The 26,388-nt window shown below is 67.3% G+C and carries 30 protein-coding genes; 21 read left to right on the plus strand and 9 right to left on the minus strand.

The window, feature by feature from the left end; all coding sequences use genetic code 11:
- Positions 1-5: 5 nt before the first annotated feature.
- A complete protein-coding gene (locus AC4D14_RS02385; protein ID WP_490900476.1) occupies positions 6-1,277 on the minus strand; it encodes an MFS transporter in 1,272 nt (423 codons plus the stop codon).
- Positions 1,278-1,378: 101 nt separating this feature from the next.
- Here AC4D14_RS02385 and ftsY point away from each other — a divergent pair, with 101 nt between their 5' ends.
- The 3 genes from ftsY to AC4D14_RS02400 all read left to right on the plus strand — a co-directional run bounded on the left by ftsY (position 1,379) and on the right by AC4D14_RS02400 (position 4,461).
- Entirely contained in the window at positions 1,379-2,581 is a 1,203-nt protein-coding gene (gene ftsY / locus AC4D14_RS02390; RefSeq protein WP_490899980.1) for a signal recognition particle-docking protein FtsY, read from the plus strand.
- Between the two features lie 237 nt (positions 2,582-2,818).
- Positions 2,819-4,126: an ammonium transporter gene (locus AC4D14_RS02395; RefSeq protein ID WP_490899981.1), complete on the plus strand. Its 1,308-nt coding sequence runs from the start codon at positions 2,819-2,821 to the stop codon at positions 4,124-4,126.
- Positions 4,123-4,461 (plus strand): P-II family nitrogen regulator, encoded by a 339-nt coding sequence (locus AC4D14_RS02400; protein ID WP_490899982.1) that lies wholly within the window; start codon positions 4,123-4,125, stop codon positions 4,459-4,461. The genes AC4D14_RS02395 and AC4D14_RS02400 overlap by 4 nt, the downstream gene beginning before the upstream one ends.
- An 85-nt stretch (positions 4,462-4,546) precedes the next feature.
- Here the strand turns inward: AC4D14_RS02400 and AC4D14_RS02405 are convergent, their stop codons facing one another.
- On the minus strand, positions 4,547-6,034 hold the full coding sequence (locus tag AC4D14_RS02405) for a glucose-6-phosphate dehydrogenase (RefSeq protein WP_490899983.1): 1,488 nt from the start codon (positions 6,032-6,034) through the stop codon (positions 4,547-4,549).
- An 83-nt stretch (positions 6,035-6,117) separates the two neighbouring features.
- On the opposite strand from AC4D14_RS02405, the gene ffh reads away from it, so the two are divergent.
- From ffh to AC4D14_RS02465, 12 genes are all read left to right on the plus strand, one after another.
- On the plus strand, positions 6,118-7,698 hold the full coding sequence (ffh, locus tag AC4D14_RS02410) for a signal recognition particle protein (RefSeq protein WP_490899984.1): 1,581 nt from the start codon (positions 6,118-6,120) through the stop codon (positions 7,696-7,698).
- Positions 7,699-7,774: 76 nt separating this feature from the next.
- Positions 7,775-8,470, plus strand: coding sequence for an alpha/beta fold hydrolase (locus AC4D14_RS02415; RefSeq protein WP_490899985.1), 696 nt, complete (start codon positions 7,775-7,777; stop codon positions 8,468-8,470).
- A 77-nt stretch (positions 8,471-8,547) separates the two neighbouring features.
- Entirely contained in the window at positions 8,548-9,468 is a 921-nt protein-coding gene (locus AC4D14_RS02420) for a VOC family protein (protein WP_490899986.1), read from the plus strand.
- Positions 9,469-9,598: 130 nt separating this feature from the next.
- The gene (rpsP, locus tag AC4D14_RS02425; RefSeq protein ID WP_490899987.1) at positions 9,599-10,006 is read left to right on the plus strand and encodes a 30S ribosomal protein S16; all 408 of its coding nucleotides are present in this window, start codon (positions 9,599-9,601) and stop codon (positions 10,004-10,006) included.
- A gap of 1 nt (position 10,007) precedes the next feature.
- Positions 10,008-10,253, plus strand: coding sequence for an RNA-binding protein (locus AC4D14_RS02430; RefSeq protein WP_490899988.1), 246 nt, complete (start codon positions 10,008-10,010; stop codon positions 10,251-10,253).
- 189 nt (positions 10,254-10,442) lie between these two features.
- Positions 10,443-11,018 (plus strand): ribosome maturation factor RimM, encoded by a 576-nt coding sequence (gene rimM, locus AC4D14_RS02435; RefSeq protein WP_490899989.1) that lies wholly within the window; start codon positions 10,443-10,445, stop codon positions 11,016-11,018.
- Positions 11,018-11,815, plus strand: coding sequence for a tRNA (guanosine(37)-N1)-methyltransferase TrmD (trmD, locus tag AC4D14_RS02440; RefSeq protein WP_490899990.1), 798 nt, complete (start codon positions 11,018-11,020; stop codon positions 11,813-11,815). Before rimM ends, trmD begins: the two co-directional genes overlap by 1 nt.
- A 208-nt stretch (positions 11,816-12,023) precedes the next feature.
- Positions 12,024-12,383 (plus strand): 50S ribosomal protein L19, encoded by a 360-nt coding sequence (rplS, locus tag AC4D14_RS02445; protein WP_490899991.1) that lies wholly within the window; start codon positions 12,024-12,026, stop codon positions 12,381-12,383.
- Positions 12,384-12,470: 87 nt separating this feature from the next.
- The gene (gene lepB / locus AC4D14_RS02450; protein WP_490899992.1) at positions 12,471-13,076 is read left to right on the plus strand and encodes a signal peptidase I; all 606 of its coding nucleotides are present in this window, start codon (positions 12,471-12,473) and stop codon (positions 13,074-13,076) included.
- A gap of 88 nt (positions 13,077-13,164) precedes the next feature.
- On the plus strand, positions 13,165-13,980 hold the full coding sequence (gene lepB / locus AC4D14_RS02455) for a signal peptidase I (protein ID WP_490899993.1): 816 nt from the start codon (positions 13,165-13,167) through the stop codon (positions 13,978-13,980).
- Positions 13,977-14,705: a ribonuclease HII gene (gene rnhB / locus AC4D14_RS02460; RefSeq protein ID WP_490899994.1), complete on the plus strand. Its 729-nt coding sequence runs from the start codon at positions 13,977-13,979 to the stop codon at positions 14,703-14,705. The genes lepB (AC4D14_RS02455) and rnhB overlap by 4 nt, the downstream gene beginning before the upstream one ends.
- A gap of 7 nt (positions 14,706-14,712) precedes the next feature.
- The gene (locus AC4D14_RS02465) at positions 14,713-15,039 is read left to right on the plus strand and encodes a DUF2469 domain-containing protein (RefSeq protein WP_490899995.1); all 327 of its coding nucleotides are present in this window, start codon (positions 14,713-14,715) and stop codon (positions 15,037-15,039) included.
- An 89-nt stretch (positions 15,040-15,128) separates the two neighbouring features.
- Here AC4D14_RS02465 and AC4D14_RS02470 read toward each other — a convergent pair whose 3' ends face one another.
- From AC4D14_RS02470 to AC4D14_RS02480, 3 genes are all read right to left on the minus strand, one after another.
- Entirely contained in the window at positions 15,129-15,350 is a 222-nt protein-coding gene (locus AC4D14_RS02470; protein WP_490899996.1) for an Rv3202a family protein, read from the minus strand.
- Positions 15,351-15,400: 50 nt separating this feature from the next.
- The gene (locus tag AC4D14_RS02475; RefSeq protein ID WP_490899997.1) at positions 15,401-15,919 is read right to left on the minus strand and encodes a VOC family protein; all 519 of its coding nucleotides are present in this window, start codon (positions 15,917-15,919) and stop codon (positions 15,401-15,403) included.
- 244 nt (positions 15,920-16,163) lie between these two features.
- On the minus strand, positions 16,164-16,682 hold the full coding sequence (locus AC4D14_RS02480; protein WP_490899998.1) for a hypothetical protein: 519 nt from the start codon (positions 16,680-16,682) through the stop codon (positions 16,164-16,166).
- Positions 16,683-16,955: 273 nt separating this feature from the next.
- Between AC4D14_RS02480 and AC4D14_RS02485 the strand changes: the two genes are divergently transcribed.
- The 6 genes from AC4D14_RS02485 to AC4D14_RS02510 all read left to right on the plus strand — a co-directional run bounded on the left by AC4D14_RS02485 (position 16,956) and on the right by AC4D14_RS02510 (position 22,558).
- Complete coding sequence (locus AC4D14_RS02485) at positions 16,956-17,312, plus strand: YraN family protein (RefSeq protein ID WP_490899999.1); 357 nt, start codon at positions 16,956-16,958, stop codon at positions 17,310-17,312.
- A 2-nt stretch (positions 17,313-17,314) separates the two neighbouring features.
- Positions 17,315-18,853 (plus strand): YifB family Mg chelatase-like AAA ATPase, encoded by a 1,539-nt coding sequence (locus tag AC4D14_RS02490; RefSeq protein ID WP_490900000.1) that lies wholly within the window; start codon positions 17,315-17,317, stop codon positions 18,851-18,853.
- A gap of 2 nt (positions 18,854-18,855) precedes the next feature.
- Positions 18,856-20,043, plus strand: a complete 1,188-nt coding sequence (dprA, locus tag AC4D14_RS02495; RefSeq protein ID WP_490900477.1) for a DNA-processing protein DprA — start codon at positions 18,856-18,858, stop codon at positions 20,041-20,043.
- Between the two features lie 100 nt (positions 20,044-20,143).
- Positions 20,144-20,788: a methylated-DNA--[protein]-cysteine S-methyltransferase gene (locus AC4D14_RS02500; protein ID WP_490900001.1), complete on the plus strand. Its 645-nt coding sequence runs from the start codon at positions 20,144-20,146 to the stop codon at positions 20,786-20,788.
- Positions 20,789-20,824: 36 nt separating this feature from the next.
- The gene (locus AC4D14_RS02505) at positions 20,825-21,778 is read left to right on the plus strand and encodes a tyrosine recombinase XerC (RefSeq protein ID WP_490900002.1); all 954 of its coding nucleotides are present in this window, start codon (positions 20,825-20,827) and stop codon (positions 21,776-21,778) included.
- A 276-nt stretch (positions 21,779-22,054) separates the two neighbouring features.
- Positions 22,055-22,558, plus strand: a complete 504-nt coding sequence (locus AC4D14_RS02510) for a DUF3145 domain-containing protein (RefSeq protein ID WP_490900003.1) — start codon at positions 22,055-22,057, stop codon at positions 22,556-22,558.
- A gap of 127 nt (positions 22,559-22,685) precedes the next feature.
- Here AC4D14_RS02510 and fabF read toward each other — a convergent pair whose 3' ends face one another.
- From fabF to AC4D14_RS02530, 4 genes are all read right to left on the minus strand, one after another.
- Entirely contained in the window at positions 22,686-23,921 is a 1,236-nt protein-coding gene (fabF, locus tag AC4D14_RS02515) for a beta-ketoacyl-ACP synthase II (protein WP_490900004.1), read from the minus strand.
- A 119-nt stretch (positions 23,922-24,040) separates the two neighbouring features.
- Positions 24,041-24,286: an acyl carrier protein gene (locus AC4D14_RS02520; protein ID WP_133402200.1), complete on the minus strand. Its 246-nt coding sequence runs from the start codon at positions 24,284-24,286 to the stop codon at positions 24,041-24,043.
- 77 nt (positions 24,287-24,363) lie between these two features.
- Positions 24,364-25,425, minus strand: a complete 1,062-nt coding sequence (locus tag AC4D14_RS02525) for a beta-ketoacyl-ACP synthase III (RefSeq protein ID WP_490900005.1) — start codon at positions 25,423-25,425, stop codon at positions 24,364-24,366.
- Positions 25,422-26,387 (minus strand): ACP S-malonyltransferase, encoded by a 966-nt coding sequence (locus AC4D14_RS02530; protein ID WP_490900006.1) that lies wholly within the window; start codon positions 26,385-26,387, stop codon positions 25,422-25,424. The genes AC4D14_RS02525 and AC4D14_RS02530 overlap by 4 nt, the downstream gene beginning before the upstream one ends.
- Position 26,388 lies beyond the last annotated feature (1 nt).

Raw genomic sequence — 26,388 nt, forward strand, 5'->3', positions numbered from 1 at the left:
AGGGGTCAGCTCTCCGCGGCAGGAGAGGCCGGGCCGGCCGGCGGCGCAGCGGCCGCCCGCCCGGGCAGGGTTTCCCGCGCGGCCACCCAGACGGCGAACGCGACGGCGCCGGTGGCTCCGGTGACGGCAAACGCCAGCCCGTACGAGCCGTAGGGGAGGACATCGATGATGACCCCCGCAAGGATCGGGCCGAGGATGGCACCGGTGTCGGCGCTCATCTGGAAGGCGGCAAGCACCTTTCCGCCGCTTCGCGTATTGCCGACGACGTCGGCCACTGCCGCCTGCTGGGCAGGATTCAGGATCCCGGCGCCGAGCCCCCCGATCGCGCACACGGCGAGGAAGGCCGGGACGCTGCCCGTGAAGCCCAGGGCGGCCATGGCAAGTCCGTTGACGGCAAGGCCGGTGAGGATCAGCGGCCGCCGGCCAACGGTGTCGGCAAGGCGTCCAGAGAATGGAAGGGCTATCGCGGTTCCGGCGGCGAAGAACGCAAGGGAGATGCCCGCGATTTCGGGTCCGGCGCCCAGCACGGCCGTCGCGAACAGCGGCACCAGCGCCATGCGCACCCCGAAGGACGACCACCCGTTGGTGAAAGCGGAAACCAGGGATGCCCGGTACGCCGAATCCGTGAGCGCCTCGCGGAACGGCAGCACCGCCGGCACCTCACCCGACCGCCGCTCGGCGAGCGTTGTGTCCTTCAACCTGAGGAACACGACCGCCGAGGCAAGGAGCAGTGCGGCGGCGTAGACAAGGAACGGCACCCGCAGCCCGAAGCCGGCGAGCAGCCCGCCGAGGAGCGGGCCGCCGATGCTGCCCAGCAGGAAGGCCGACGCGTACGCACTTGAAACACGGCCCCGGATGCTGGGCGGTGCCAGCCGGACGATGAGGCCCATGGCCGAGACGGTGAACAGGGTTGAGCCGATTCCGCCGAGGCCCCGAAAGACAAGCAGCTGCCAGTAGCTGCCGGCGAAGGCGCAGGCCGCCGTCGACAACGCAACGATCAACAGCCCCATCACGTAGACCGGGCGCTCCCCGAGGCGTTCGATGAGGCGCCCGCCGGCCGGGGCGAACACGAGGCGGGTGAACGCGAAGGCGCTGACGATGATCGAGGAAGCCGCCACTCCCACATCGAAGCTCTGGGCGAACTGGGGGAGGACCGGGGCAACAAGCCCGAAGCCGAGGGCGATCACGAAGGCCGCCGCGATGAGGACCCGGATCTCCTGCGGAATACGCACCGCTTCGGGCTTCCCTCCGGCACCCGGGGGTGCCGCTCGGAACATCGCAGGGAAGGGGAGCCGCCGGGGAAGTCTGACCATAATGCATTGAGTCTTTCATTGGGTGCGGGAAGATGCTCAATCGGCTCGTGTGAGAAGCTGGGACCGTGAATGAGACTCTCCAGATCGTAATCTTCGTAGCCCTTGCCATCGCGGTTCTCGGCTCCCTGGCGGTGCTTCTTCTGAAAGGCCGCAGGACGCCCCCGGGCACCTATCAGGCAGTCCGCGACGCAGACGACACGGGCGGGCTCAAAGCGTCCGGATCGACGTCGACGGCCCTGTTGGACAACCCCTCCGACACCGATGCACCGCCGCACGTTGTCGTCCCCGATGACCTGAGCGACCTCGACGAGGCGATCGCCGAGCCGATCCCCGTCGACGTACCGGACCCGGTGCAGGGCAGGCTGGCACGGCTGCGGGCCCGCCTCATCCGCTCCAACAACGCCTTGGGCAAGGGACTGCTTGCCCTCCTCTCACGCGACACGATCGACGAGGACGTGTGGGACGAAGTCGAGGAGACCCTCCTGATGGCCGACCTCGGCACCGAGCCGACCCTTGAGCTTGTCTCGGCGCTGCGCCAGCGGGTCAAGGTGGCGGGCAGCAGGAGCCCCGCCGAGGTCAAGAGCATGCTCCGCGAAGAGCTCATCCGCCTCGTCGACCCCTCCATGGACCGCACACTGGCCACCGAGCGCCACCTTGACCGCCCCGCCATCGTGATGGTCGTCGGCGTCAACGGTGTCGGCAAGACGACGACCGTCGGGAAGCTTGCCCGGGTGCTCGTCGCCGACAACAAGGACGTCCTGCTCGGGGCAGCCGACACCTTCCGCGCGGCCGCCGCGGAGCAGCTTGCCACCTGGGGCCAGCGCGTCGGGGTGCCGACGGTGAAGTCCGACATCGACGGCGCCGACCCCGCCTCGGTGGCCTTCGAGGCCGTGAAGGCGGGAATCGACCAGGAGGTCGACGTCGTCATGATCGACACCGCCGGACGCCTCCAGAACAAGATCGGGCTCATGGACGAACTCGGCAAGGTCAAACGCGTCATCGAGAAGCAGGGGACGGTCGATGAGGTTCTCCTCGTCCTTGACGCGACCACCGGGCAGAACGGGCTCAACCAGGCGAAGGTCTTCTCCGAGGTCGTTAACATCACGGGCATCGTCCTGACGAAGCTCGACGGCACAGCCAAGGGCGGGATCGTCGTGGCAATCCAGCGGTCCCTCGGGGTACCCGTGAAGCTGGTTGGCCTGGGCGAGGGCGCCGACGACCTCGCGCCCTTCGACGCCGAAAGCTTCGTTGACGCACTGCTGAACTGAGCCCCCGCCGAGCCGGCCCTCCACGAACCGGCTCTTTGCTGGACCGACCCGGCCGGACCTGCACGGGTGGCCGGTGGCGCGGCGCGCGAAACACCGCCGAAACAACCGCGTCATTGGCCTTTAACGTTACCCGCGGGTACGTAACGTGGCCGCAATCAAAGCTCCTCCGGGCTGAAACACCGGAGCGTCACTCTGGGAAGTGCGGGAAGTGCCCGCCACCTCTGAGAGGACGTGAAAATGGATCTGACAGCAGGTCACGTCTGGGTAATGGTTTCGGCCGCCCTGGTACTGCTCATGACGCCGGGTCTTGCCTTCTTCTACGGCGGCATGACCCGTGCCAAGGCTGCATTGAACATGATGATGATGAGTTTCATCGCGGTCGGCCTCGTGGGAATCGTGTGGGTCCTGTGGGGGTACTCAATGACCGGCGGTGAGGGCGTAGCCCAGCTGTTTGGAAATCCCTTCGCCGCTTTCGGCCTGCAGGGACTGATTGGTACCGAGGACCTCATTGGAGCCGGCTACGGTGTGACGTTCGCGATCATCACCGTCGCCCTGATCAGTGGGGCGATCGCCGACCGGGCGAAGTTCGGGGCATGGTCCCTTTTCGTCCCCATCTGGGTGACTGCCGTCTACTGCCCGCTTGCCTTCATGGTGTGGGGCGGTGGACTGCTCAGCGCCGACGGAGCCATCGGAGGCGCCGTCGGTGAAGCGATCGACTTCGCCGGCGGGACGGTCGTCCACATCAGCGCAGGCGTAGCCGCACTCGTCCTCGCCGTGATCCTCGGCAAGCGCCAGGGATTCGGCAAGGACCCGGCACAGCGCCCGCACAACATCCCCCTGGTGATGCTCGGTGCGGCCCTGCTCTGGTTCGGCTGGTTCGGGTTCAACGGCGGAGCAGCCGGAACCGCAGAGGAAGCGGGCCTCATCTGGGTCAACACGATGGCCGCTCCTGCCGCGGCAATGGTCGGCTGGCTCGTCACCGAACGCTTCCGCGATGGCCGGCCCACCTCCCTCGGCGCCGCCTCTGGCATTGTCGCGGGCCTTGTTGCGATCACACCGGCCTGTGCCAACGTCAGCCCCATCGGCGCCATCTGCCTCGGCCTCGTGGCCGGCGCCCTGTGTGCGCTCGCCGTCGGCGTCAAGTACAAGCTCGGCTTCGATGACTCCCTCGACGTCGTCGCGGTTCACCTCGTGGCGGGCATCGCCGGCACCCTGGCCCTGGGCTTCATCGCCCTTCCGGTCGACGGCGCGGGCGGAGGAATCCTTTACGGCGGCGGCGGAGCTCAGCTCCTCGCCCAGTCCGTCTCGGTCCTCGTCGCGATCACCCTGTCGGCCGTCATGACGGCGATCATCGGCCTGGGCATCCACAAGACCGTCGGGTTCCGCATCACCTCCGACAACGAGGTGGCAGGCGTTGACCTGTCGGAGCACGCGGAGACGGCCTACGAATTCGGCGGCCTCGGCGTCGGCGGATCCTTCCACCCCTTCGCCGATCAGTTCCGCGAGAAGAAGCACATCGAGCAGACGGAGAGCGTAAATTCATGAAACTCGTGACAGCGATTGTCCGTCCGGACAAACTCGACAACGTGCGTGGTGCCCTTGAGGACTACGGGGTGCAGGGGCTTACGGTCAGCGAGGCCAGCGGCTACGGACGCCAGCGCGGGCACACCGAGGTCTACCGGGGTGCCGAGTACACAGTCGACCTGCTGCAGAAGGCGCGGGTTGAGGTCCTCGTGGCCGATGACTGGGTCACCGACATCGTCAACGTGCTTGTCTCAACCGCCAATACGGGCAACGCCGGCGACGGCAAGGTCTGGGTCATTCCGGTCGAGGACGCAGTCCGGGTCCGCACCGGAGAACGCGGCGAGGCCGCGATCTGACGGATCCCTGCGCAAGACAGGCCACCCCCGGCCGCACGAGCCCGTCCGGCTCCTGCGGACCGGGGGTGGCCTGCGTGGGCAGCGGTCAGAGCGACGCGCAGCTCTGCCAGTCCGTGGGGCCGCGCGTTCCGGCCGGATATTCCTCCATTGGCACCTCGTTGGCAGCCCACGCCGCAAGGACGGGCTCAACGATCCGCCAGCAGTCCTCGGCGATGTCCCCGCGCACCGACAGGGTCGGGTCGCCGGCGAGCACGCCGTCAAGGACCTCGCCGTAGGGCAGCAGGTCGGTGGCATTCAGCTCGGCGGTGAGGGTGGCCCGGTCGAGGGAGAAGATGTCACCGGGCCCGTTGACGTCAAGCTCGAGCTGCAGGGTGTCGGGGCCGAATCCGATGCGCAGCCTGGTGGGGGAGTCCTGGCCGGTAAAGCCGGCGGGGAGGTGACTGACGGGTTTGAAGGTGATCACCGCCTCCTTGCGCCTGGTGCCCATCCCCTTGCCGGAGCGGAGAATGAAAGGCACTCCGGCCCACCGCTGGTTGTTGATCGACACAACAACTTCGGCGAGGGTCTCGGTTCCCCGGCTGCCGTCCACGCCCGGTTCCGCTACGTAGTCGGGAACCTCGCGGCCGTTGATGCTGCCCGCTGTGTACCTGGCCCGCCGGGTGTTTCCGGGGACGGAGACGTCAATCGAGCTCGCCCGAAGCACCGAACCGATGTGGTCGCGCAGGTCCCGCTCGTGCAGGGTCGACGGAGCGTTGAGGGCCAGCAGCGCCATGACGTGAAGCAGGTGGCTCTGGATCATGTCGCGCAGGGCGCCGGCTTTGTCGTAGTAGCGCGCACGGTTCTCGAGGGCGAGGTCCTCGTCGAAGATGATCTCGACCTTCTCGATGTGGAGGTTGTTCCACACCGGCTCAAGGATCCGGTTGGCGAAGCGCATGCCAAGGATGTTGAACACCGTCGCCTTGCCCAGGAAGTGGTCGACCCGATGGATGTGCTCCTCGGGAACCATCATGGCCAGGTTCTGGTTGAGCGCGTGGGCCGAAGCCTGGCTGGTGCCGAACGGCTTCTCCATCACCAGCCGGGTTCCCACGGGCAGCCCCAGCGGGGCCATGGCAGCACAGGCCTGCTGGCTGATCGCCGGGGGGAGCGCGAAGTAGATGGCGACAGGCCCTTCAAGGGTCTGGACCAGCTCGCCGAGCGCGCCCGGCGCGGTGACGTCGAGGGCGTGGTAGGTGCTTGCGTCGCGCACCTCCTTGAGGGCGGCCCGCCCGGCGTCGTCACTCTTGCCCATGGCAAGGGCGAAGGAGGAGTCGAGGCGTTCGTGCCACTGCTCGTCGGTCCAGCTGTCCGACCCAGCGCCCACCAGTCGCAGTCCGGGAGCACGGCCGAGGCGGATGAGCCGGGCGAGCCCGGGAAGCAGGAGGCGCCCGGTGAGGTCCCCCGAAGCACCGAGGATCAGGAGGGTTTTCACCCGACGCTCGGTGCCTCCGCGGGGAAGGGTCTGGGGTTCGGCTAATGAAGTAGTATCCACCCCTTTAGCCTGCCACTTTCGCCCGCCAATGTCCCACGATGTCATCCCCTTCGGGTTTCGCCGTGGCCACCAGTTGATACCCTTGAGCTTGAGTTCCTCCAACCTCCGATGAAAGTAGTTTCCGGCCCGTGTTCAATTCACTCTCCGACCGGCTGACCACGACGTTCAAGAACCTCAAAGGCAAGGGACGCCTGAGCGAGGCGGACATCGACGCAACAGTGCGGGAAATCCGCCGCGCGCTCCTTGACGCCGACGTCGCCGTCCCCGTGGTGCGCGCCTTCACCGCCAGCGTGAAGGAACGGGCGCTCGGCCTTGAGGTGTCCCAGGCCCTGAACCCGGGCCAGCAGGTCGTCAAGATCGTCAACGAGGAACTGGTGGGGATCCTCGGCGGTGAGACCCGCCGCATCCGGCTCGCGAAGACGGCCCCGACCGTCATCATGCTCGCCGGCCTCCAGGGTGCCGGCAAGACGACGCTTGCCGGAAAGCTCGCCAAATGGCTCAAGGGCCAGGGCCACAGCCCCCTGCTCGTCGCCGCCGACCTCCAGCGCCCCAACGCGGTACGCCAGCTCCAGGTCAACGGTGAGCGCGCCGGCGTACCCGTCTTCGCGCCGCACCCCGGGGTGAGCTCGGAGTTCGAGTCGGCCACGGGCGATCCGGTCGCCGTCGCCCGCCAGGGAGTCGCCGAGGCGCGGACGAAACTGTACGACGTCGTCATCGTCGACACCGCCGGACGCCTCGGCGTCGACACCGAACTGATGCAGCAGGCCGCAGACATCCGGTCCGCCATCAGCCCCGACGAGGTGCTCTTCGTCATCGACGCCATGATCGGCCAGGACGCCGTGAACACGGCGCTGGCGTTCAACGAAGGCGTCGACTTCACCGGCGTCGTGCTGACCAAGCTCGACGGCGATGCCCGCGGCGGAGCTGCACTCTCCGTCGCCTCGGTTACGGGCAAGCCGGTCATGTTCGCCTCCACCGGCGAGGGCCTTGGCGACTTCGAACTGTTCCACCCCGACCGCATGGCCTCGCGCATCCTCGACATGGGCGACATCCTCACCCTGATCGAGCAGGCGGAGCAGTCCTGGGACAAGGACGAAGCGGCACGGATGGCGAAGAAGTTCGCCGACCAGGAAGACTTCACCCTCGACGACTTCCTCGCCCAGATGCAGCAGATCCGCAACATGGGCTCAATGAAGAAGATGCTCATGATGATGCCCGGCGCCGCCGGCATGCGCGAGCAGCTCGAGAACTTCGATGAGCGCGAAATCGACCGGGTCGAAGCCATTGTGCGCTCCATGACACCGCACGAGCGCCTCGCACCGAAGATCATCAACGGTTCCCGCCGTGCCCGCATCGCCCGTGGCTCCGGGGTGCACGTCTCCGAGGTCAACGGCCTGCTCGAGCGGTTCGGCCAGGCCCAGAAGATGATGCGCAAGATGGCCTCCGGCGGCGGAATCCCCGGCATGCCGGGTATGGCCGGTCCCGGCGGGTTCGGCGGCCCGCGCAAGAAGGCGGTCGCGGCGAAGGGCAAGAAGAAGGCCCGCTCGGGAAACCCCGCCAAGGCAGCCCAGGAGCTCGCAGCAGCCGAGGCAAAGCGGAGCGCAGCCCGCTCCGCCGCACCGACGGGCGCCGCCTTCGGCGGGCAGAACGACTTCGACCCGGCGTCCTTGAACCTCCCCAAGGGCTTCGAGAAGTTCCTCGGCAAGTAGCGGACCCCTCCCGGGGGACCGCCGGTGGTCCGTCCGCCGGCGGACCGTGCAGTGAGCGATGGCAAAGATTGGCAGCATGACGCAGGAACGCATCGTCTTCGTTCACGGCAGCGGCGCGTTCGGCTCCGCGGCCTGGCCGCGCCAGCACGGACTGTCACTCGATTACGACAGCCTGTTCCTTCGGCGGCACGGCTTCGACCCCGTGGCCGAGCCGCTTCCCACCGACTACGGCGAAGATCAGCGCATCGTCATTGAGGCGCTTGGTACCGGCGGGCACGTCGTCGCCCATTCGCAGGGAGCAATCGCAGCGATGCTTGCCGCGGTGGAGCGGCCCGACCTTGTCACGTCCCTGACCCTCGTTGAGCCGGCGTGCTTCTCGCTGACCGCCGATCTGCCTGCCACTGCCGCCCACATCGACCTCGTGGCTCCCCTCTACGCCCGTCGGGACACGCTCTCCGACGAGGATTTCCTCCGCCAGTTCGTCCGGCTGGTGTTCTCCGCCGAGGCGGAGCGGCCCGCCACCGAGGACGCCCGCCGCACCGCCCGGCGGCTGCGCCTTCAGGCTCCGCCCTGGTCGGCGCCGCTCCACATCGTCCCCGGCGTGCCGACCCTTGTTCTCACCGGCGGTTGGGAACCCCTGTATGAAGAGATTGCCGAATACCTCGCCGGCACGGGAGCCGTGCACCGGGTGACGGGCGGTGGACACCGGCCCCACGACACAGCGGAGGGCGACCGGGTCATCCGCAGTTTCCTCCGCACCGGGCAGGCCTAGACGCCGAACGTCCTCCCGGAATAAGTTGAAGCTTCAACTAGTTGTACCGGTAAGGACTTCACCACGAGGAGGATTTCATGCTGAACCAGGATCTGCTGCCCGCCGGAACCGGAATGGGAACTGTTTCGCTCAAGGTCGGCAACCGGAAGGTTATGACCGACTACTACACGGAGGCGCTGGGGCTCGAGCCCGTCGCCGAAACCGCTGACGGTCTTTATCTGGGCCGCGGCGGCACGGCCCTTGTGCATCTCGCGCCCGCCGAGGGGCTGCGCCTTCCCGCCCCGAGCGAAGCCGGCCTGTTCCACACCGCACTGCTGTTCGCCGACCGCGCCGGGCTCGCCGCCACCGTCGCCTCCGCTGCCCGGCACAACGCGGGCCGGTACGTCGGAAGCGCCGACCACCTCGTCAGCGAGGCCTTCTACTTCGCCGATCCGGAAGGCAACGGGGTTGAACTGTACTTCGACAAGCCCCGCGATACGTGGCAGTGGACCGGTTCGGGGAAGGAGCGCACGGTCGTCATGGACAACGTCGCCCTCCCACCCCGGCAGTACCTTGAGGAACACCTGACCGAGCAGGCAGTTGCCGACCTGACCGGGTCGGCAGCCGACGTCGGGCACGTCCACCTCCAGGTGGGGGACATCGACACGGCCCGGAAGTTTTACGTCGAAACCCTCGGCTTTGAGCGGACGGCCGGCTGGCACGACCAGGCCCTTTTCGTTTCCGCCGGAGGATACCACCACCACATGGCGATGAACATCTGGAACAGCAGGGGAGCGGGGCCCCGCCGCGACACCCTCGGGCTGGGCGAGGTGCTCATCCGCGTGCCCCGCGCCGAGGAGGTCGATGCCCTGACCGACCGGCTGAAGGCGGCCCGGATCGAGCACCTGCACACCGGCAGCGAACTGCGCTTCGGAGACCCGTGGAACAACAGGATCCGGGTCGCGGTTGGCGCGCCCGGCGCAGGAATCGCACAAATGACCAACGGTCTGGCACAATAGATTCGTACTCGATCCGTGCAGCCCCTCTCTCTGCGCGTGAATTGTGTCCTTTGAACCCCTCTGATTGGCCCGCCCCACGGGAGCAGGACGACGGGTTCGCCCCTTTCATTTACAAGGAGTGACCACACAAGTGGCCGTAAAGATTCGCCTGAAGCGCATGGGTAAGATCCGCGCACCTTTCTACCGTGTCGTCGTCATGGATGCGCGCGCCAAGCGTGATGGCCGTGCCCTCGAGGAAATCGGTAAGTACAACCCCACCGAGGAGCCCTCGTTCATCGAGATCAACTCGGACCGTGCGCAGTACTGGCTCGGAGTCGGCGCACAGCCGACCGAGCAGGTCTCCGCGCTGCTGAAGATCACCGGCGACTGGCAGAAGTTCAAGGGCCTTGAAGGGCAGGAGGGTACCCTTCGGACGAAAGCACCGAAGGAAGCCTTCGTTGCTCCCGAAAAGGGCTCGGTGATCGTTCCTGAGGCAATCACGCCGAAGGCCAAGAAGTCCGACGCCGACGACGCCGCGGAAACCACCGAGGCCGAGTAAGTTGCTTGCCGAAGCGCTGGAGCACCTCGTCCGCGGCATTGTGGACAACCCTGACGACGTTCAGGTTTCCGCAAAGAGCAACCGCCGGGGCGAGACCCTCGAAGTGAGGGTCCACCAGGAGGACCTCGGGAGGGTGATCGGCCGTCAGGGCCGCACCGCCCGGGCGCTCCGCACCGTTGTCTCAGCGCTTGCCGACGGCGAACCCGTCCGCGTGGACGTCGTCGACACGGATCGCCGCCGCGGTTAGCCGCGATCCACCAGCTTCACGATCTGCCGGTTTTTCCGGTACATCTGCTTCGCCGTTCGGCCCCGCACCAGAGGATGGTGGTGGGGCCGAACTGCTTTCCCGGGGCGTCCGGCGGGGCCCGGCCGGCCTGAACACCCCCTTCGATTTCCCCTTCCCCCACTTTTCTTCAGAGCAGCAGGAGCAGCGCACATGGACGTACTTGTCGCAAGGATAGGCAAGCCCCACGGAATCCGCGGGGAGGTAACCGTCCAGCTGTTCACCGATGCCCCCGAGGACCGGTTCGAACCGGGAGCCGTTTTCCGTGCCGAAGGTATTTCCACCCCGGAGCTCACCGTCACCAGCGCGCGGTGGAACAAGGAGATCCTGATTGTCGGATTCGAGCAGGTGCCCGACCGGAATGCGGCCGAGACGCTGCGCGGCGGAAACCTGTTCATCGACAGCGACGATGCCACTGATGACGACGATGACGCCTGGTACGAGCACGAACTGGTCGGGCTGGAGGCGCGCGTCGAAGGCAGGAGCGTCGGCAAGGTGACTGCGCTGCGCACCATGGCCGTCCAGGATCTGCTGATCGTGGAGCTGGCCGACGGACACGAAGTGCTTGTTCCCTTCGTCGGTGAAATCGTCCCCGAGGTGAACCCGGAGGGCGGTTACGTGACGATCGTTCCTCCCGCCGGCCTGCTCGAACTCAACCTGCCCGGTTCCAACTCCGCCCCCGACGACGGGGACGAGCTGGCGGGCGGCGCCGGGGCGGCCCGGCACTGATGCGTATCGACGTCGTCACCATCTTCCCCGAGTACCTTTCCGCCCTCGATGTCTCACTGATCGGTAAGGCGCGGCAGGACGGCCTGCTCGACGTGAGGGTGCACGACCTGCGTGGCTATACGGTGGACAAGCACCGCACCGTCGACGACACCCCCTACGGGGGCGGAGCCGGAATGGTGATGAAGCCCGAGCCCTGGGCTCAGGCCCTCAACTCGATTGCGGGGGAGAGCCCAGGAGGCGCCCGCCCGGTGCTCATCGTGCCTTCGCCCGCCGGGACGGTGTTCAACCAGGCGATGGCCCACGAGTTCGCCGGGCGCGAGCATCTGGTCTTCGCCTGCGGACGGTACGAGGGCATCGACGAGCGCGTGCTCGACTGGGCCTCCGAGTCCTATGACGTACTGCCCGTCAGCCTCGGCGACTACGTCCTCAACGGCGGTGAGGTGGCGGTGCTCGCCATCGTCGAGGCCGTCGGGCGGCTCATCCCCGGGGTCGTGGGCAACCCCGAATCCCTCGTCGAGGAGTCCCACGCGGACGGGCTGCTCGAATACCCCGTCTACACGAAACCGTCATTTTGGAGGGGCCGGGGCATCCCCCCGGTGCTGCTGAGCGGCAACCACGCCAAGATCGCCCAGTTCCGGCGCACCGAGCAGTTCCTCCGGACGGCGGCCCGGCGCCCGGACCTGCTCGAGGCCGTGGATGCCGCCTCCCTGAGCAAGGGTGACCGCGCCGCGCTGGAACAGGCGGGAATCGACGTCGTCGACGGGCGGCTTGTCCCGCGGGCCGAGCCGCGGGATTAGCTCCTCCCGCGGAGGGTGTGGAATAATTGGGGCTTGTGCCTGCTGGACGGGCCCCTGCCACAGGGGGAGCGCAGTCAACAGCCAGGCACGCCGGCCCCGAGCATCGGCGCAGCCGGTATCTCTTCTTCGGCGGTAATTGCCCTGCTTCACCGGCCTTGACCGCTGTGACCAACGTGAATGACCTGTGGCGTTCACCAGGAGTATAAAAATGCATATTCTCGACATGGTCGACACCGGATCGCTCCGGAACGACATCCCGGACTTCCGCGCCGGCGACACCATCAACGTCCACGTGAACATCATTGAAGGCAAGAACACCCGTGTTCAGATCTTCAAGGGCTTCGTTCTCGGACGCCAGGGTGACGGCATCCGCGAAACCTTCACCGTCCGCAAGGTCAGCTTCGGTGTCGGTGTGGAGCGTACCTTCCCGGTTCACTCCCCGGTCCTCGACAAGATCGAGGTCGTCTCCAAGGGTGACGTCCGCCGCGCAAAGCTTTACTACATGCGGGATCTCCGCGGCAAGGCTGCCAAGATCAAGGAAAAGCGCGACCCCAAGACGGTCAAGTAATTCTCTTTGGCACCCGAAGAATCAGTTCCCCGGCATTCCGCCGGGGAACACGCAAAACGCCGGCCCAGGTTTCGGGGCTGGCGTTTTGTGCTACCGGCGGCCGTTCTCGCCGTCATCCTGGCCGGAATCCTGCGGATGACGGTCATCGACGTCTACTTCATCCCCTCGGCGTCGATGGAGCCGCTGCTCGCCGAAGGCGACCGGGTGTTGGTCAGCAAGACCGGGGGCAGCGACGGCGGAATCCACCGGGGTGACGTTGTGGTGTTCGATGGGCGGGGATCGCTCGCTCCGATCACCGACGACCGCAGCCCCGCCGCGAAAGCCGGGGCGGCGCTTGGGCAGTGGCTGGGGATCAGCGGCAGCGACACCGTCTACGTCAAACGCGTCATTGGAGTGGCAGGTGATCGGGTTGCGTGCTGCACCGATGACGGCCTGGTTTCCGTCAATGGGCACGCCTCCGATGAACCGTACGTTTATGCCGGTGATGCGCCAAGCGAAATACGCTTCGACGTTGTGGTCCCAGAGGGTAGGTTGTGGTTGATGGGTGACCACCGCTCCCAGTCCGTCGACTCGCGGTCCCTCCTCGGAGCGCCCGGCGGCGGGCTTGTCTCAACCGACCGGGTGCTGGGCCGGGCCGTCCAGCTCATCTGGCCGCCCGACAGGGCACGGCCGATCGAACAGCCCGCGGGGTAGGAAACTTCTTGAAACGAATTGAGCACGGACAGTGAGTATGGACGACGGCACGGCAGCCCAGCCGGCCTCTGAGCAGAGGAATCAGCGCATGGCACGACACTTCCAGGGGAAGTCCCCCGATGATGCCGACGCTTCGCAGCCGGCGGATTCCTCGTCCGCTGCTTCCGAGCCGGCCGCCGCGTCGGCGAAGGGCGGATCGCGGAAGGGCCGGGCCGCCCGGGGCTTCGGGAGCTGGCTCAGGGAAATCGCCACGATTGTGATCATCGCCCTCGTTCTCTCCTTCCTCATCAAGACCTTCCTCTTCCGCGCGTTCTTCATCCCGTCGGGGTCGATGGAAAACACCCTCCAGATCGACGACAGGATCTTCGTCAACCAGCTTGTCCCGGAGCCGTTCGGTCTTCAGCGCGGCGACATCGTGGTCTTCCGCGATACCGAGGGCTGGCTGCCGGAGCAGGTGCAGCAGGAAACCGAGCAGAACTGGCTCGCCGAAGCGCTGGTCTTCGTCGGCCTGGCACCCGACCAGTCCCAGCAGCACCTCGTGAAGCGCGTGATCGGGCTCGCCGGCGACCGGGTTGTCTGCTGCGACGCGGACGGAAGGGTCACCGTCAACGGGGAACCCCTCAACGAGCCGTACCTGTTCACCGGAGCGAGCCCCTCCGACGTTCCCTTCGACGTGACAGTTCCCGAGGGCAAGATCTGGGTCATGGGCGACCACCGCAACGCATCGGCCGACTCCCGGGCCAACCAGGACAAGGAAGGCGCCGGATTCATCGACGTCGACGACATCGAAGGCAAAGCGGCAGTGATTGCCTGGCCGCTGGGCCGTGCGGGAGTTCTGGGGAACTACCCCGAGGTCTTCGACGGCATCCCCGAACCAGCGGAAGCGGCGACAGGCGCCAAGTGAGCCCGATCCGCACCGCCACCCGGACCAAGGCCCCAAGCCTGACCTTCGAACGCTCGTTCACCCAGGCCGGCCACCGGTACATCGCCGGGTGCGACGAAGTGGGCCGAGGTGCACTGGCCGGACCCGTCTCGGTGGGCCTCGTCGTGATCGACCTCGAGGCGGTGAAAGGCCTGCGCGGAGTGCGCGACAGCAAACTGCTCTCACCGGCTCAGCGCGAAGCCCTCGTACCGCGGATCCGCAGGTGGGCGGCCGCGTACGGGGTCGGCCACGCCAGCGCCGCGGAGATTGACGCCGTAGGGCTGATGGAAGCGCTGCGCGCGGCCGGGAACCGGGCGTGGGCCCAGGTGCTCGAGACGGTGCGGCCGCAGGCAGTGATCCTCGACGGCAACCACGATTGGCTTTCGGCGAACGGCCAGGGTTGCCTCTTCGGTGAAGCCGATGCGAGCCCCGGCTGCGACGCTCCGGTTCACACTCGGATCAAGGCCGATCTGCAGTGCCTGAGCGTTGCTGCCGCAAGCGTTTTGGCGAAGGTGGAACGCGATGCGATGATGATCGCGCTGGCCCGGGACAGTCCGGGCTACGGCTGGGACGTCAACAAGGGGTACGCGACTGCCGCGCACCGCGCGGCGATCGACGCCACCGGAGCCAGTGAATACCACCGCAGGTCGTGGCGGCTGGGAAGTACCGAAAGGCCGGACCTGCCGAGCCTCGGAATTGGGGGATGATTGACACATGAGCGCCGAAGATCTTGAGAACTACGAAACCGACATGGAGCTCCAGCTGTACCGGGAGTACCGCGACGTCGTCGGTCTGTTCAGCTACGTCGTCGAGACGGAGCGGCGGTTCTACCTTGCCAACCACGTCGACCTTCAGGCCCGGTCCGCTGACGGCGAGGTGTACTTCGACCTGACCCTCCAGGATGCATGGGTGTGGGACGTCTACCGTTCAGCCCGCTTCGTCAAGAATGTCCGGGTCATCACGTTCAAGGACGTGAACGTCGAAGAGCTCGCGAAGTCCGACGACATTGCCCTGCCCAAGGACGGCACCCTGGGCGGCTAGCCCGGTTTCCATGACCGCGTCTCGCGGGGTCCCACGTCCCGCGGGGTCCCAGTAGTTGGGCGTTCCTTTCGTCCATAACTGTCTTGCGCTTACGGCTCGTCTTCGTCGCCGCGCGGGTAGTCGCTGTCCCCGTCGTCCGGGACTGCAGCCGCCTGCTCAAGCAGATCCGCCTCGGAGCCGCCGGTGCCCAGACCTGTTGCGTCGCCCCTGACGCTGTACGTGTCGTCGGCGGGCTCCGGAACGGCCGGTTCCTGCTGCTCAAGGTTGTCGGCCTCGGATCCACCGGTGAGCTTGTCGCCAATCGGAGTCATTGCCTTTCCTTCCTGCAGTTGGCGGAGGGGATTGATAGCCAGCAAGCGTACTAGAGACCCGCCTCTTCCGGACCCCATTCACCGGAGCCGCTTGCCTCGGAATCCGCTGCCTTGGAATCCCCGTCCACGGCGTCCCGGGGGCCGGTACGGTCCGCGGGCGCATCGAGTTCCTGGAAGAGCGTGAGCTGGAGTCCGCCTGGGGCGTTGAGCCGCGAGTTCAGCGACCGCCACGGCGTTTCCCGCGGGGCGGCAACCAGTTCCGCCCCGGAGTTCACGGCGTCGCGGGTCGCCGTCGCCGAGTCCGCCACCTCGAGCGCCACCCGAAGCTTCCGGCTGGGCTGCCCCTCCGCCTCCACCTTGTCGATGAAGCGCACCTGGGCCGGATTGGAGAGTTCGAGGGTGGCCCGGCCGGCGTCGAGGATGGTGACGCGCGCGCCATCCTCGCCCTCGAACGCCTCTTCCTCGGGAAGACCAAGGACGTCGCGGTAGAACGCGAGGGCCTGCTCATAGTCCTCGGCCTCGACGACGAGGCGAAGCTGCCGGACACGGGGCGGGGGCGGTGTGCTCATGATTCACCTAGAACCTTTTCGACCGAAGACTTGTTCACCTTTTGACTTGTGCAGCCGGCCACACGGCCGCCGGCGGCTCTGGATGCGGCCATTTTTCGTCATGCATCACTCCGCGCCGCAACGGGTCCACTGGCGGGAGCCTGCTGAACCGGCGGCCGGAACCGGTGGGATTGCCGTCAGGGCCCCTCCCGAATCGCTGGAGGGGCCCTGACGGAAGGGCGGCTGCCCTGGTATGGAAAGCGGATCAGCCGCCTTCGGTCTCGGTTTCCGCCTCGGCGGTTTCGGTGCCGGTGCCGCCGGTTTCGGTGCCACCGGGGCCCGTCGCATTGCTGATCGGCTGGCACGCATCAACCACGTCACCGCCGTCACCGGTGCCTTCGGTTGCCGCTTCCGTGCCGCCTGCTTCAGCACCGCCGGTCTCGGTACCGCCCGTTCCTTCGCCGCCGCGTGGTTCCCCGCCTTCGGTCCCGGTTCCGCCGCCTTCACCGTCTTCGCCGGTGCCTGGGGACTCGGTTACCTCAGTCTCGGGTGCCGGTCCCCCCAGCCCGGTTTCTTCGTCGGTGGCTTCGGTCTCGGTTCCCGTTCCGGTGGTCGGCCCGCAGGATGCGGTTTCCGTTCCATCAGGGGTTTCGAGGGTTGTCGTCTGCTGCTGGGGCGCTTCCTCGGCCGGCGCCTCTTCTCCGCCGCCTCCGCCGCAGCCCACCAAAAGGAGTGCACTGATGCTCAGGACCGCCGGCATGCTCTTCAGGTTTCTTCTGTCCATGAATTCACCTCCCCCGATCCTCGCTCCGTACCCCTCAACGGTAGGCAGGGCAAAAAGTGCGGGCAACGACAAAGACCTCCACTACTAATGCTTCCCCGCCCGGAAACCGGGGCGTATAAGGCCGCTGCGAGGAGCGTGCCCGGCGGCCTGGTATACCGGGACGGGTCGACTGTTCCTCCACAGCCGGGCTGGTTGCGCTGGTTGTGCACATAGGGCTGTCGGTCCGGCACCGGCGGTGCGGCCGCCTTCAGGCTGGTGTGTGGAGGTGGTGAGATGCTGGCGAAGGATCAGCTGGGCCGGGCCGGCGAGGCGGCCGCCGCGGAGTTCCTCGAGCGGGAGGGCCTGCGGATCGTTGACCGCAACTGGCGGTGCCCGGTGGGGGAGATCGACCTGGTGGCCGTTGAGGGATCGACGCTGGTGATCGTTGAGGTGAAGACCCGGTCCTCGGAGGATTACGGCCACCCGTTCGAGGCGATCGGTGCCGAGAAGCTCCAGCGGCTGTTCGTGCTGGCCTCGAAGTGGGCCAGGGCGCACGGGCAGCGGTTCGCCGGGATCCGCATCGATGCGGTCGCAGTGCTCGATGACGGGTCGGGCCGGCCGCGGATCGATCACCTAAGGGGAGTGGTCTGAGGATGCTGGGGCGCACCTACTCCATTGCCCTTGTCGGACTCAACGGCCACCTCGTGGAGGTCGAAGCCGACATCGGCCAAAGCCTGCCGGCCTTCGTGCTGCTCGGACTTCCAGATGCCTCACTCAACGAGGCCAAGGACCGGATCCGGGCCGCCGCGCGGAACGCGGGGCTTCCCCTGAGCCGGCGCAAGATCACGGTCAACCTGATTCCGGCGTCACTGCCCAAGCGGGGATCGGCGTTCGATCTGGCAATCGTAATGTCGGCCCTCGCCGCCGCCGGTGATGTCCGCGGGTGCGCGGATACCGTCTTCCTTGCCGAACTTGGCCTCGATGGACAGCTCCGACCCGTCCGCGGCGTCCTTCCCGCAGTAATGGCGGCGGTCCGGGCAGACCACCCGCGGATTGTGGTGGCCGCTGGAAACCATGCCGAGGCCGCGCTTGTCCCCGGTGCCGAGGTGCGCGGCTTCGCTTCCCTCGGTGAGGTCTTCCTCGCTTTCGGGGCCGACCCTGCCGCGGTGCACCTTCCGCCGCCTGCCGGGCCGCCCGCGCAGGGCCGGCCCGGGGCCGGGCCACCGCCGCAGCCCCTCCGCGACATGTCCGAGATTGCGGGGCAGGCCGAGGCCCGGTTCGCCGTCGAGGTCGCCGCAGCGGGGGCACACCACCTGATGATGGTTGGACCGCCCGGTGCCGGCAAAACGATGCTTGCCGAGCGGCTGCCGGGCATCCTTCCCGATCTCAGCGACGAGCACGCGATGGAGGTCACGGCCATCCACTCACTGAGCGGAGACGCCCAGTGTGATTCCCTGCGTCGCCGTCCTCCCTTCGAAAACCCGCACCACACGGCCACCACGGCGGCGATTATCGGCGGGGGAAGCGGGATTCCCCGTCCCGGGGCGGCCTCACGCGCGCACCGGGGCGTCCTGTTCCTCGACGAGGCACCCGAGTACGAGCGCCGCGTTCTGGAAGCGCTGCGGGAGCCGCTTGAGAGCGGAACCCTTGTTCTGCACCGTTCCGCTGGAACGGCCGCCTACCCGGCCCGGTTCCAGCTCGTCCTCGCCTCCAATCCGTGCCCGTGCGGTCTCGCCCACGGCAAGGGGGTGGAATGCATGTGCACCGCACAGCAGCGCCGGCGGTATTTCCACCGGTTGTCCGGTCCGTTGCTCGACCGCGTCGACCTGCAGCTCGTTGTGCACCGGGTCGCGTTCAACGACTACGTGGGCGGCGGCACCGCCGAGACAAGCGCTGTTGTGGCGCAGCGCGTTGCCTCGGCGCGTGCGGCGCAGGCACAGCGGCTCGCGCCGTGGGGCTGTTCGACCAACGCCGAGGTGCGCGGACGGGTCCTGCGAACCGACCTCGGGCTCGCCCGCTCGGTCACTGCGGCCCTGGACCGGGCCCTCGAACGCAACCTGGTGAGCGCCCGGGGCTGGGACCGCGTACTGCGGGTCGCCTGGACCATCGCCGACCTCGGCGGCCACACCTCGCCCGATGCCGATGACGTCGGCCTGGCCCTCGGGTTCCGTCTGCAGGAGCAGGCGGCGTGAACATGTCCCCGGATCCTTCACCGCTCACCGCCCGGGCTGCCCTCTCGCGGCTCTTCGAACCCTCGGACGCCGTCGGACTGGCGCTCACGGCCGCCGCAGGGCCCGTCGACGCGCTGCGGATAGCCACCGGCGCCGCGAAGCCGGGCCGCGAGCTGCAGCGCGAGCTCACCGAGTACCTTTCCCCCGGGGTTGGCGCCGGGAAGATCCTGGCCGAGGCGCTCGAACGCTGGGCGCCGCGGCGCAGGGATCTGGCGCCGGAGCGCGACCTTGCCACCCTGGACAGGCTTGGCGGCAGGCTGCTGACCCCGGAGTCGGCGGAATGGCCTGAGGCGCTGGCCGACCTGCAGCTCTCCGCTCCGCTGTGCCTCTGGGTTCGGGGGCGGGCGGCGTTGCCTGCCCTGAACCGGACGGTTGCCCTGGTCGGCTCCCGCGACAGCACGAACTACGGAACGGCCGTGGTCGCGGACCTCGCGGCCGGACTGGTTGGCCGCGGATACTCGGTGATGTCCGGCGGCGCCTACGGCATCGATGCCCAGGCGCATCGGGCGGCCCTCGCCGTGGCCTCCGGCCCAGCGCGTCCACCGACACTGGCCGTGCTGGCCTGCGGGGTTGACCGCTACTATCCGGCCGGGAACGAGGAGCTGCTGCGCGGCATCGCGGAGCAGGGGCTGCTCGTGTCTGAGGTACCTCCCGGATCATCACCCACCCGGTGGAGATTCCTCCAGCGGAACCGGCTGATCGCGGCGCTGAGCGCGGCGACCGTCGTCGTCGAGGCCCGCTGGCGCTCCGGAGCCCTGAACACCGCTCACCATGCGGCAGGGCTGGGACGCTCGGTTGGTGCCGTTCCGGGATCGGTCTTTTCCGCAAACTCCGCCGGGTGCCACCGCCTGCTGCGCGACGGCAGCGCCGTCTGCGTCACCGACGCCGCGGAAGTGGCCGAACTCGCCGGTCCGATCGGGGCCGCGCCGGTACCGGAACCTGACACCCCACTCCGGGACCATGACGGACTGACAGTGCCGGACCTGCTCGTCCTCGACGCGCTGCCGGTCCGGGTGTCCTCAACCGTTGAGAAGCTCGCAACAGTCGCAGGGGTGAGCGAAAGGGATGTCCTCGCAGGCCTTGCCCGGCTGGAAATCGAGGGACTTGCCTCACGGAACGCGGGCGGGTGGCGAAGAACAACGAGATCCTGACGAGCCCCGATCCGCCCGCTTCATGAATGCGTCAATCCACGGCACGGGACTTCCCATTCCCGGCAGCGGAGAGCCACCACATCACAGAAGGGAAAATGACATGAGGGAACACCGCAGAATCCAGAGCCCGGTCGGCGACCTTATTCTCGTCGCCGCCGAGGGAAAGCTCGTGGGCATCTACCACCTGCGGCACGACCCGCCACCGGGGGAGGTCCTCCTCGGGAAACGACTCGACGATGGGCCTCCAACGGCCGTGTCGGAGCTGCTTGCGGCAGCGGCCATCCAGTTGGAGGAGTACTTTTCGGGTGCCCGGCGGCGCTTCGACCTGCCCATGGACCCGACTGGAACGGGCTTCCAGCACCGGGTGTGGGACGCCGTCCTGGAGATTCCGTACGGCGAGACACGCACCTATCGAAGCGTGGCTGCCCTGCTTGGGAACCCTGCCATGGGCAGGGCTGTCGGAGCAGCGATACGCCTGAACCCGCTGTCCATCCTCATCCCCGGACACAGGGTCGTCTCCGGCAGGGGTAACTTGACCGGCTACGCCGCCGGGGTGGAGGCCAAACAATTCCTCCTCGTCCTTGAATCCGCGAATTCAATTCCGGGGCAGCATAATGACCCCGAGCCGAATAATAAAACCCGGCGGCACAATATGGCGTTGCAGGGCACCGCCTCCCGGAATGGAACAATGGGAACCACAGTGAACGTTCCGGCCTTGACCGCACTCCGCCCCACGCCGCGCTGAAGCTTCGACACCGCCTCGAGACCCGAAAGGAGGGACATGGCCGCTCCACCCTCCAGCAGCGACGTCACGGTACCGGCCCTGCCGACCTCCTTCCGGGAGGCGGTCGACGCCTACCGCCTTCACTTGTCGGCAGAGCGGAACCGGTCGGCCCACACGCTGCGGGCCTACACCACCGATCTGGAGCAGCTGTTCCGCTTCGCCCAGGCGCAGGGTGCCGAGCGGCTCGAGGACATCGAACTGCGGCACTTCCGCGGATGGCTTGGGAGCCTCGACGGTTCCGGGCTGGCGCGGGCAACCATTGCCCGCAGGGCCGCGACGGCGAGAAGCTTCATGGCGTGGGCCGTGAACGAGGGTCTTCTTGAGACGAATCCTGCCCTGCGCCTGAGGGCACCCAAGCGGGAAAAATCGCTTCCGCACGTCCTAACCCGCGCCCAGCTCGACAGCATCTTCGCGTCACTGTCCGCGGCGGCCGAAGAGGGCGAAGGCGGCGCACTGCAGGCGCGGGCCCTCGTGGAGATCCTCTACGGCACCGGCATCCGGGTCGGAGAGCTGACGGGGTTGGACATCGACGACCTGAATATGGAACGGCGCACGCTGCGGGTCATTGGCAAAGGGGACAAGGAGCGGACGGTTCCCTTCGGCGTGCCGGCCGCCCATGCCCTCGATGCGTGGCTGCGCCGGGGCCGCCCGCAGTTCTCCACCTCCGCAAGCGGGCCCGCCGTCTTCCTGGGGCGCAGGGGAGGGCGCATCGACCAGAGGACGGTTCGGCACCTGCTGCAGACAATCTTCGCCGACCTCGGCGGAACGTCGGCGTCGGGACCCCACGCCCTTCGGCACAGCGCTGCAACCCACCTGCTTGACGGCGGGGCGGACCTGCGGGCCGTTCAGGAAATCCTCGGGCACAGCAGCCTCGCCACCACCCAGCTCTATACCCATGTCTCAGTTGATCGGCTCCGCCGGAGCTACGAGCAGTCGCATCCTCGCGCCTGATCACACTTCCGTCAACAACGCACCCGCACGCCCGAAATTCATCAGCGCATAATAGTGAGCGCTTTGACTTTGACAGGGTCCCAAACGAAAACCAAGTAGTTTTTCGATTTTGGCGAGTAGTTACAGTGGCGTTATCGGAACTTGTACGGCACAATGAAGACTAGTCATCCGGCGTCTATCAATTTCGGATGTCGACACCACTGGAAGCGAACAGCAAACCATTACTTCAGCATGAGGGTCGTAGGGGAAGACGTACCTAAAGCTATGGAGGATGGAATGTCTGTTGTGATGGCGCGCGGCGTTTTGTACGTGCACTCGGCTCCTTCTGCGTTGTGCCCCCATATCGAGTGGGCCATTGGCTCGGTCCTCGACAAGCGGGCCGACCTCGAGTGGAGGCCGCAGCCTGCCGCGCCCGGAATGCACCGCGCCGAGCTCTCCTGGGTCGGACCCCAGGGCTCGGGAGCGCAGCTGGCCTCCGCCCTCCGCGGGTGGGCCCACCTCCGCTACGAGGTGACCGAGGAACAGAGCGCCGGGGTCGACGGAGGACGCTGGTCCCACACCCCCGAGCTCGGGATCTTCCACGCCACAACCGACGTCCACGGGAACATCATGGTGTCCGAGGACCGCATCCGTTACGCCTATGAAGCCGGAGCCGGCGACCCCTCAGCCGTCTACCATGAACTCTCGCTCGCGCTTGGAGAGTCCTGGGACGAGGAGCTCGAGCCCTTCCGGCACGCCGCCGAGGGTGCCCCGGTCCGCTGGCTCCATCAGGTCGGCTAGCACCGCCGCCAGACAACCCGCCATCCCCGCCGGCCGGTGATACGTCCACCGACCGGACACAGAGAAGGCGCCCCCGCTTCCGGGAGGCGCCTTTTCTGTGTCTGTTCCCTGTGTCCTGTTGCCGGTCCTAGACGTTGCGGATGACGACAACGGCGTTGTGTCCGCCGAAGCCGAACGAGTTCGACAGAGCCACGATGTCGCCCGAAGGCAGCTTCCGCTCGGAGGTCACGACGTCGAGGGGGATCTCGGGATCCTGGGTCTCAAGGTTGATCGTCACAGGTGCGCTCCGCTCGTAGACGGAGAGCACTGTCATCACCGCCTCGACAGCACCGGAAGCGCCAAGGAGGTGCCCGGTCTGGGACTTCGTGGCGGAGACCGCGATGTTGCCGACGTGGTCGCCCATCGCGGCCTTGAGCGCGGTGTATTCCGGCTTGTCGCCGACCGGCGTCGACGTTGCGTGGGCGTTGACGTGGACCACGTCCGAGGGCAGGGCCCGCGCGTCGAACAGTGCCGCCTTCAGGGCGCGTGTGGCGCCAAGCCCCTCCGGGTCGGGTGCCGTGATGTGGTACGCGTCGGCGGTCACCGAGGTGCCGGCGAGCTCGCCGTAGATGCGGGCACCCCGGGCCAGGGCGTGCTCCTCGGCTTCGATGACCAACGCACCGGCGCCTTCACCCATGACGAAGCCGTCGCGGTTGACGTCGTAGGGCCGTGAGGCGTGCTCGGGGTCGTCATTGCGCCGTGAGAGGGCCTGCATCGAGGCAAATGCGGCGATCGGCATGGGGTGGATCGCCGCTTCGGCGCCACCGCACATCACGACATCGGCCTTGCCGGAACGGATGAGCTCAAGCCCCTGGTGGAGCGCCTCAGTGCCCGAGGCGCAGGCCGACACCGGGGTGTGCGCGCCCGCGCGCGCACCAAGGTCAAGGCTCACCGCAGCGGCCGGACCGTTGGGCATCAGCATGGGTACGGTCATGGGGAGCACGCGGCGCGGGCCCTTGTCCCGAAGCGTGTCCCAGGCGTCGAGCAGGGTCCAGACACCGCCGATGCCGGTGGCGAAGGCGACGGCGAGGCGGTCCTTGTCGACCTCTTCGATGCCGGAGTCACGCCAGGCCTCCCGTGCCGCGACGACGGCGAACTGGGTGGAGGGGTCCATCCGCTTGGCTTCGACCCGGGAGAGCACTTCGGTGGCCGGCGTTGAGATCTGCGCGGCAAAGGTGACGGGGAGCTCGTACTGCTTCACCCAGTCGGCTTCGATGGTCCGGGCACCGGAGACTCCCTTGAGGGCATTGGCCCACATCGTGGGAACGTCACCGCCGATCGGCGTTGTTGCACCGAGACCGGTGATGACTACTTTGCGTGGCATGGTGTCACTCTTTTCGAAGCGTTTGGTTAGCACCGTGCGAAACGGGTGCTGGGTGTAAAGAAGGCGGCCGCCCCGGTTGGTTTGCCGGCACGGCCGCCGATGCTCCCGCGGAGCAGGTACTAGGCCTGTGCGCCAGCGATGAAAGTTACGGCGTCGCCTACGGTCTTCAGGTTCTTGACCTCTTCATCGGGGATGCGCACGCCGAACTTCTCCTCGGCGTTGACCACGATGGTCATCATGGAAATGGAGTCGATGTCCAGATCGTCGGTGAAGGACTTGTCCATCTCGACGGACTCAGGAGCGAGGCCTGTCTCCTCGTTGACGATCTCTGCCAGACCGGCCAGGATTTCTTCGTTGCTAGCCATTGTGGCTCCTTTTCTGTTGATGCCGGCGAACCCCGGCGTGGTTGGTCAACCGCGCTCTGCGGTCTGTGCGTGTAAACCTAGGGAAGTACTACAACCTGCGCCCCGAAGACGAGACCCGCACCGAACCCGATCTGCAGGGCAAGGCCGCCGCTGAGGGAAGGTTCTTCCTTGAGGAGGCGGTGCATCGCCAACGGGATTGAGGCCGCCGAAGTATTGCCGGCATCGACGATGTCGCGGGCGACACTCACATGCTCGGGCAGCTTCAGTTGTTTGACCATCTCATCGATAATACGGATGTTCGCCTGATGGGGCAGGAACGCAACGAGGTCATTGGCGGTGATTCCGGCGGCGTCCAGTGCCTGCTGGGCCACCTTCGCCATTTCCCAGACCGCCCACCGGAAGACAGTTGGCCCGTCCTGGCGCATCGTCGGCCACAGGTCGGAGCGCCCGTCGGCTGAGTCCCCGGCGCCGTCGTCGTCGGCCGCGGCGGTGCCCAGGGCGAAGTCGCGCACATCGATGAGCGAGCGCGTCATCCGGATTGACTCGTGCTTGCTTCCATCCGAGCCCCACACCGACGGGCCGATGCCCGGTGCGTCGGCAGGGCCGACAACAACCGCTCCCGCGCCGTCGCCGAGCAGGAAGGAGATGGTGCGGTCGGAGTTGTCGATGAAGTCAGACAGCTTCTCGACGCCGACGACCAGGACGTACTCGGCGGTTCCGGCGTGTACCAGCGCATCGGCCTGCGCAATCCCGTAGCAGTAGCCGGCGCACGCGGCGGAGATGTCGTAGGCCGGAGCGGGGGTCGCACCGAGGCGGTCCGCAAGCTGGGCGGCGGCCGAGGGCGTGGCGTACGGGTGGGTCACCGTCGAAACGAGGACGGCGCCAAGCTGCTTCGGGTCGATTCCGGCGCTGGCCAGGGCGTCGCGGGCGGCCGCTTCGGCCATGTCGATGACGCTGACCTCGCGCGGGGCGCGGTGCCGGGTGACGATGCCGGTCCGTTGGCGGATCCACTCATCGGAGGAGTCGATCCACTGGACGATGTCGTCGTTTGTGACGATCAACTCGGGACGGTAGGCGCCGACGCCGTGAATGCGTGTGTGTTCACGCAGGGGAGCCTGCTGTATCACCGGAGTGCTCACTGATTTCCTTCTGCAATAAGGGATGAATCCGAATCCAAGGTGCGCCAGTGCTCGTCGAGGAACGCGCGCGCCGCTTCTAGGTCCTCCGGAGATTTTACGGGCAATGCCGCGGTACCGCGCATTCCGCGTTTGGCAAGGCCGGTGAGCGTGCCCGCCGGGGCCAGTTCAAGCAGCCCGGTGACCCCCATTTCCAGCATTGACGCCATGCACAGGTCCCAGCGCACCGGACGCGACACCTGGGCGATCAGGCTGTCAAGGTTCTTTTCACCGGTGCTTACCGGCTGGCCGTCGTAGTTCGAGAGAAGGGTGGGCACCGGATCCGCGGGAGAGAGGGATGGGCGCAGTTCCTCAAGGGCCGTCATCGCCGGCTCCATGTGTGCAGTATGGAACGCTCCCGCCACCTTCAGGGGGATGACCCGGGCCTTGGCCGGAGGATGGGCGGCCAATGCTGCGAGCTGTTCGAGGGTGCCGGCGGCCACCACCTGCCCGCCGCCGTTGGCGTTCGCCGCGGTCAGGCCGAACCCGGCGAGGGTCTGCTCGACGTCGGCTGGATCACCGCCGAGGACGGCGCTCATGCCCGTCGGGACGGCCGCGGCGGCCGTGGCCATCGCCGTTGCGCGGGCGCGGACGAAAGCGATCGCGTCGGCTTCGGACAGCGCGCCGGCGATCGCGGTTGCGGTGAGCTCGCCGACGGAGTGGCCCGCCACAACGGTACCGGCGGTCATCGAACGGCCCTCGAGCAGCACGCGGGCGGTCATCAGCCCCGCGGCGACGATCAGCGGCTGGGCGACGGCGGTGTCCTTGATCGTCTCTTCGTCGGAGGTCGTGCCGTGGCGGACGAGGTCGACGCCGGCCCTGTCGCTGAGGGTTGCGAGGTGCTCGGCGACGCCCGGCAGTTCGAGCCACGGGCTGAGGAATCCTGGTGTCTGGGACCCCTGACCGGGGCAGGCGATTGCGAGCACG

Source organism: Arthrobacter sp. TJ-254 (assembly GCF_058269175.1).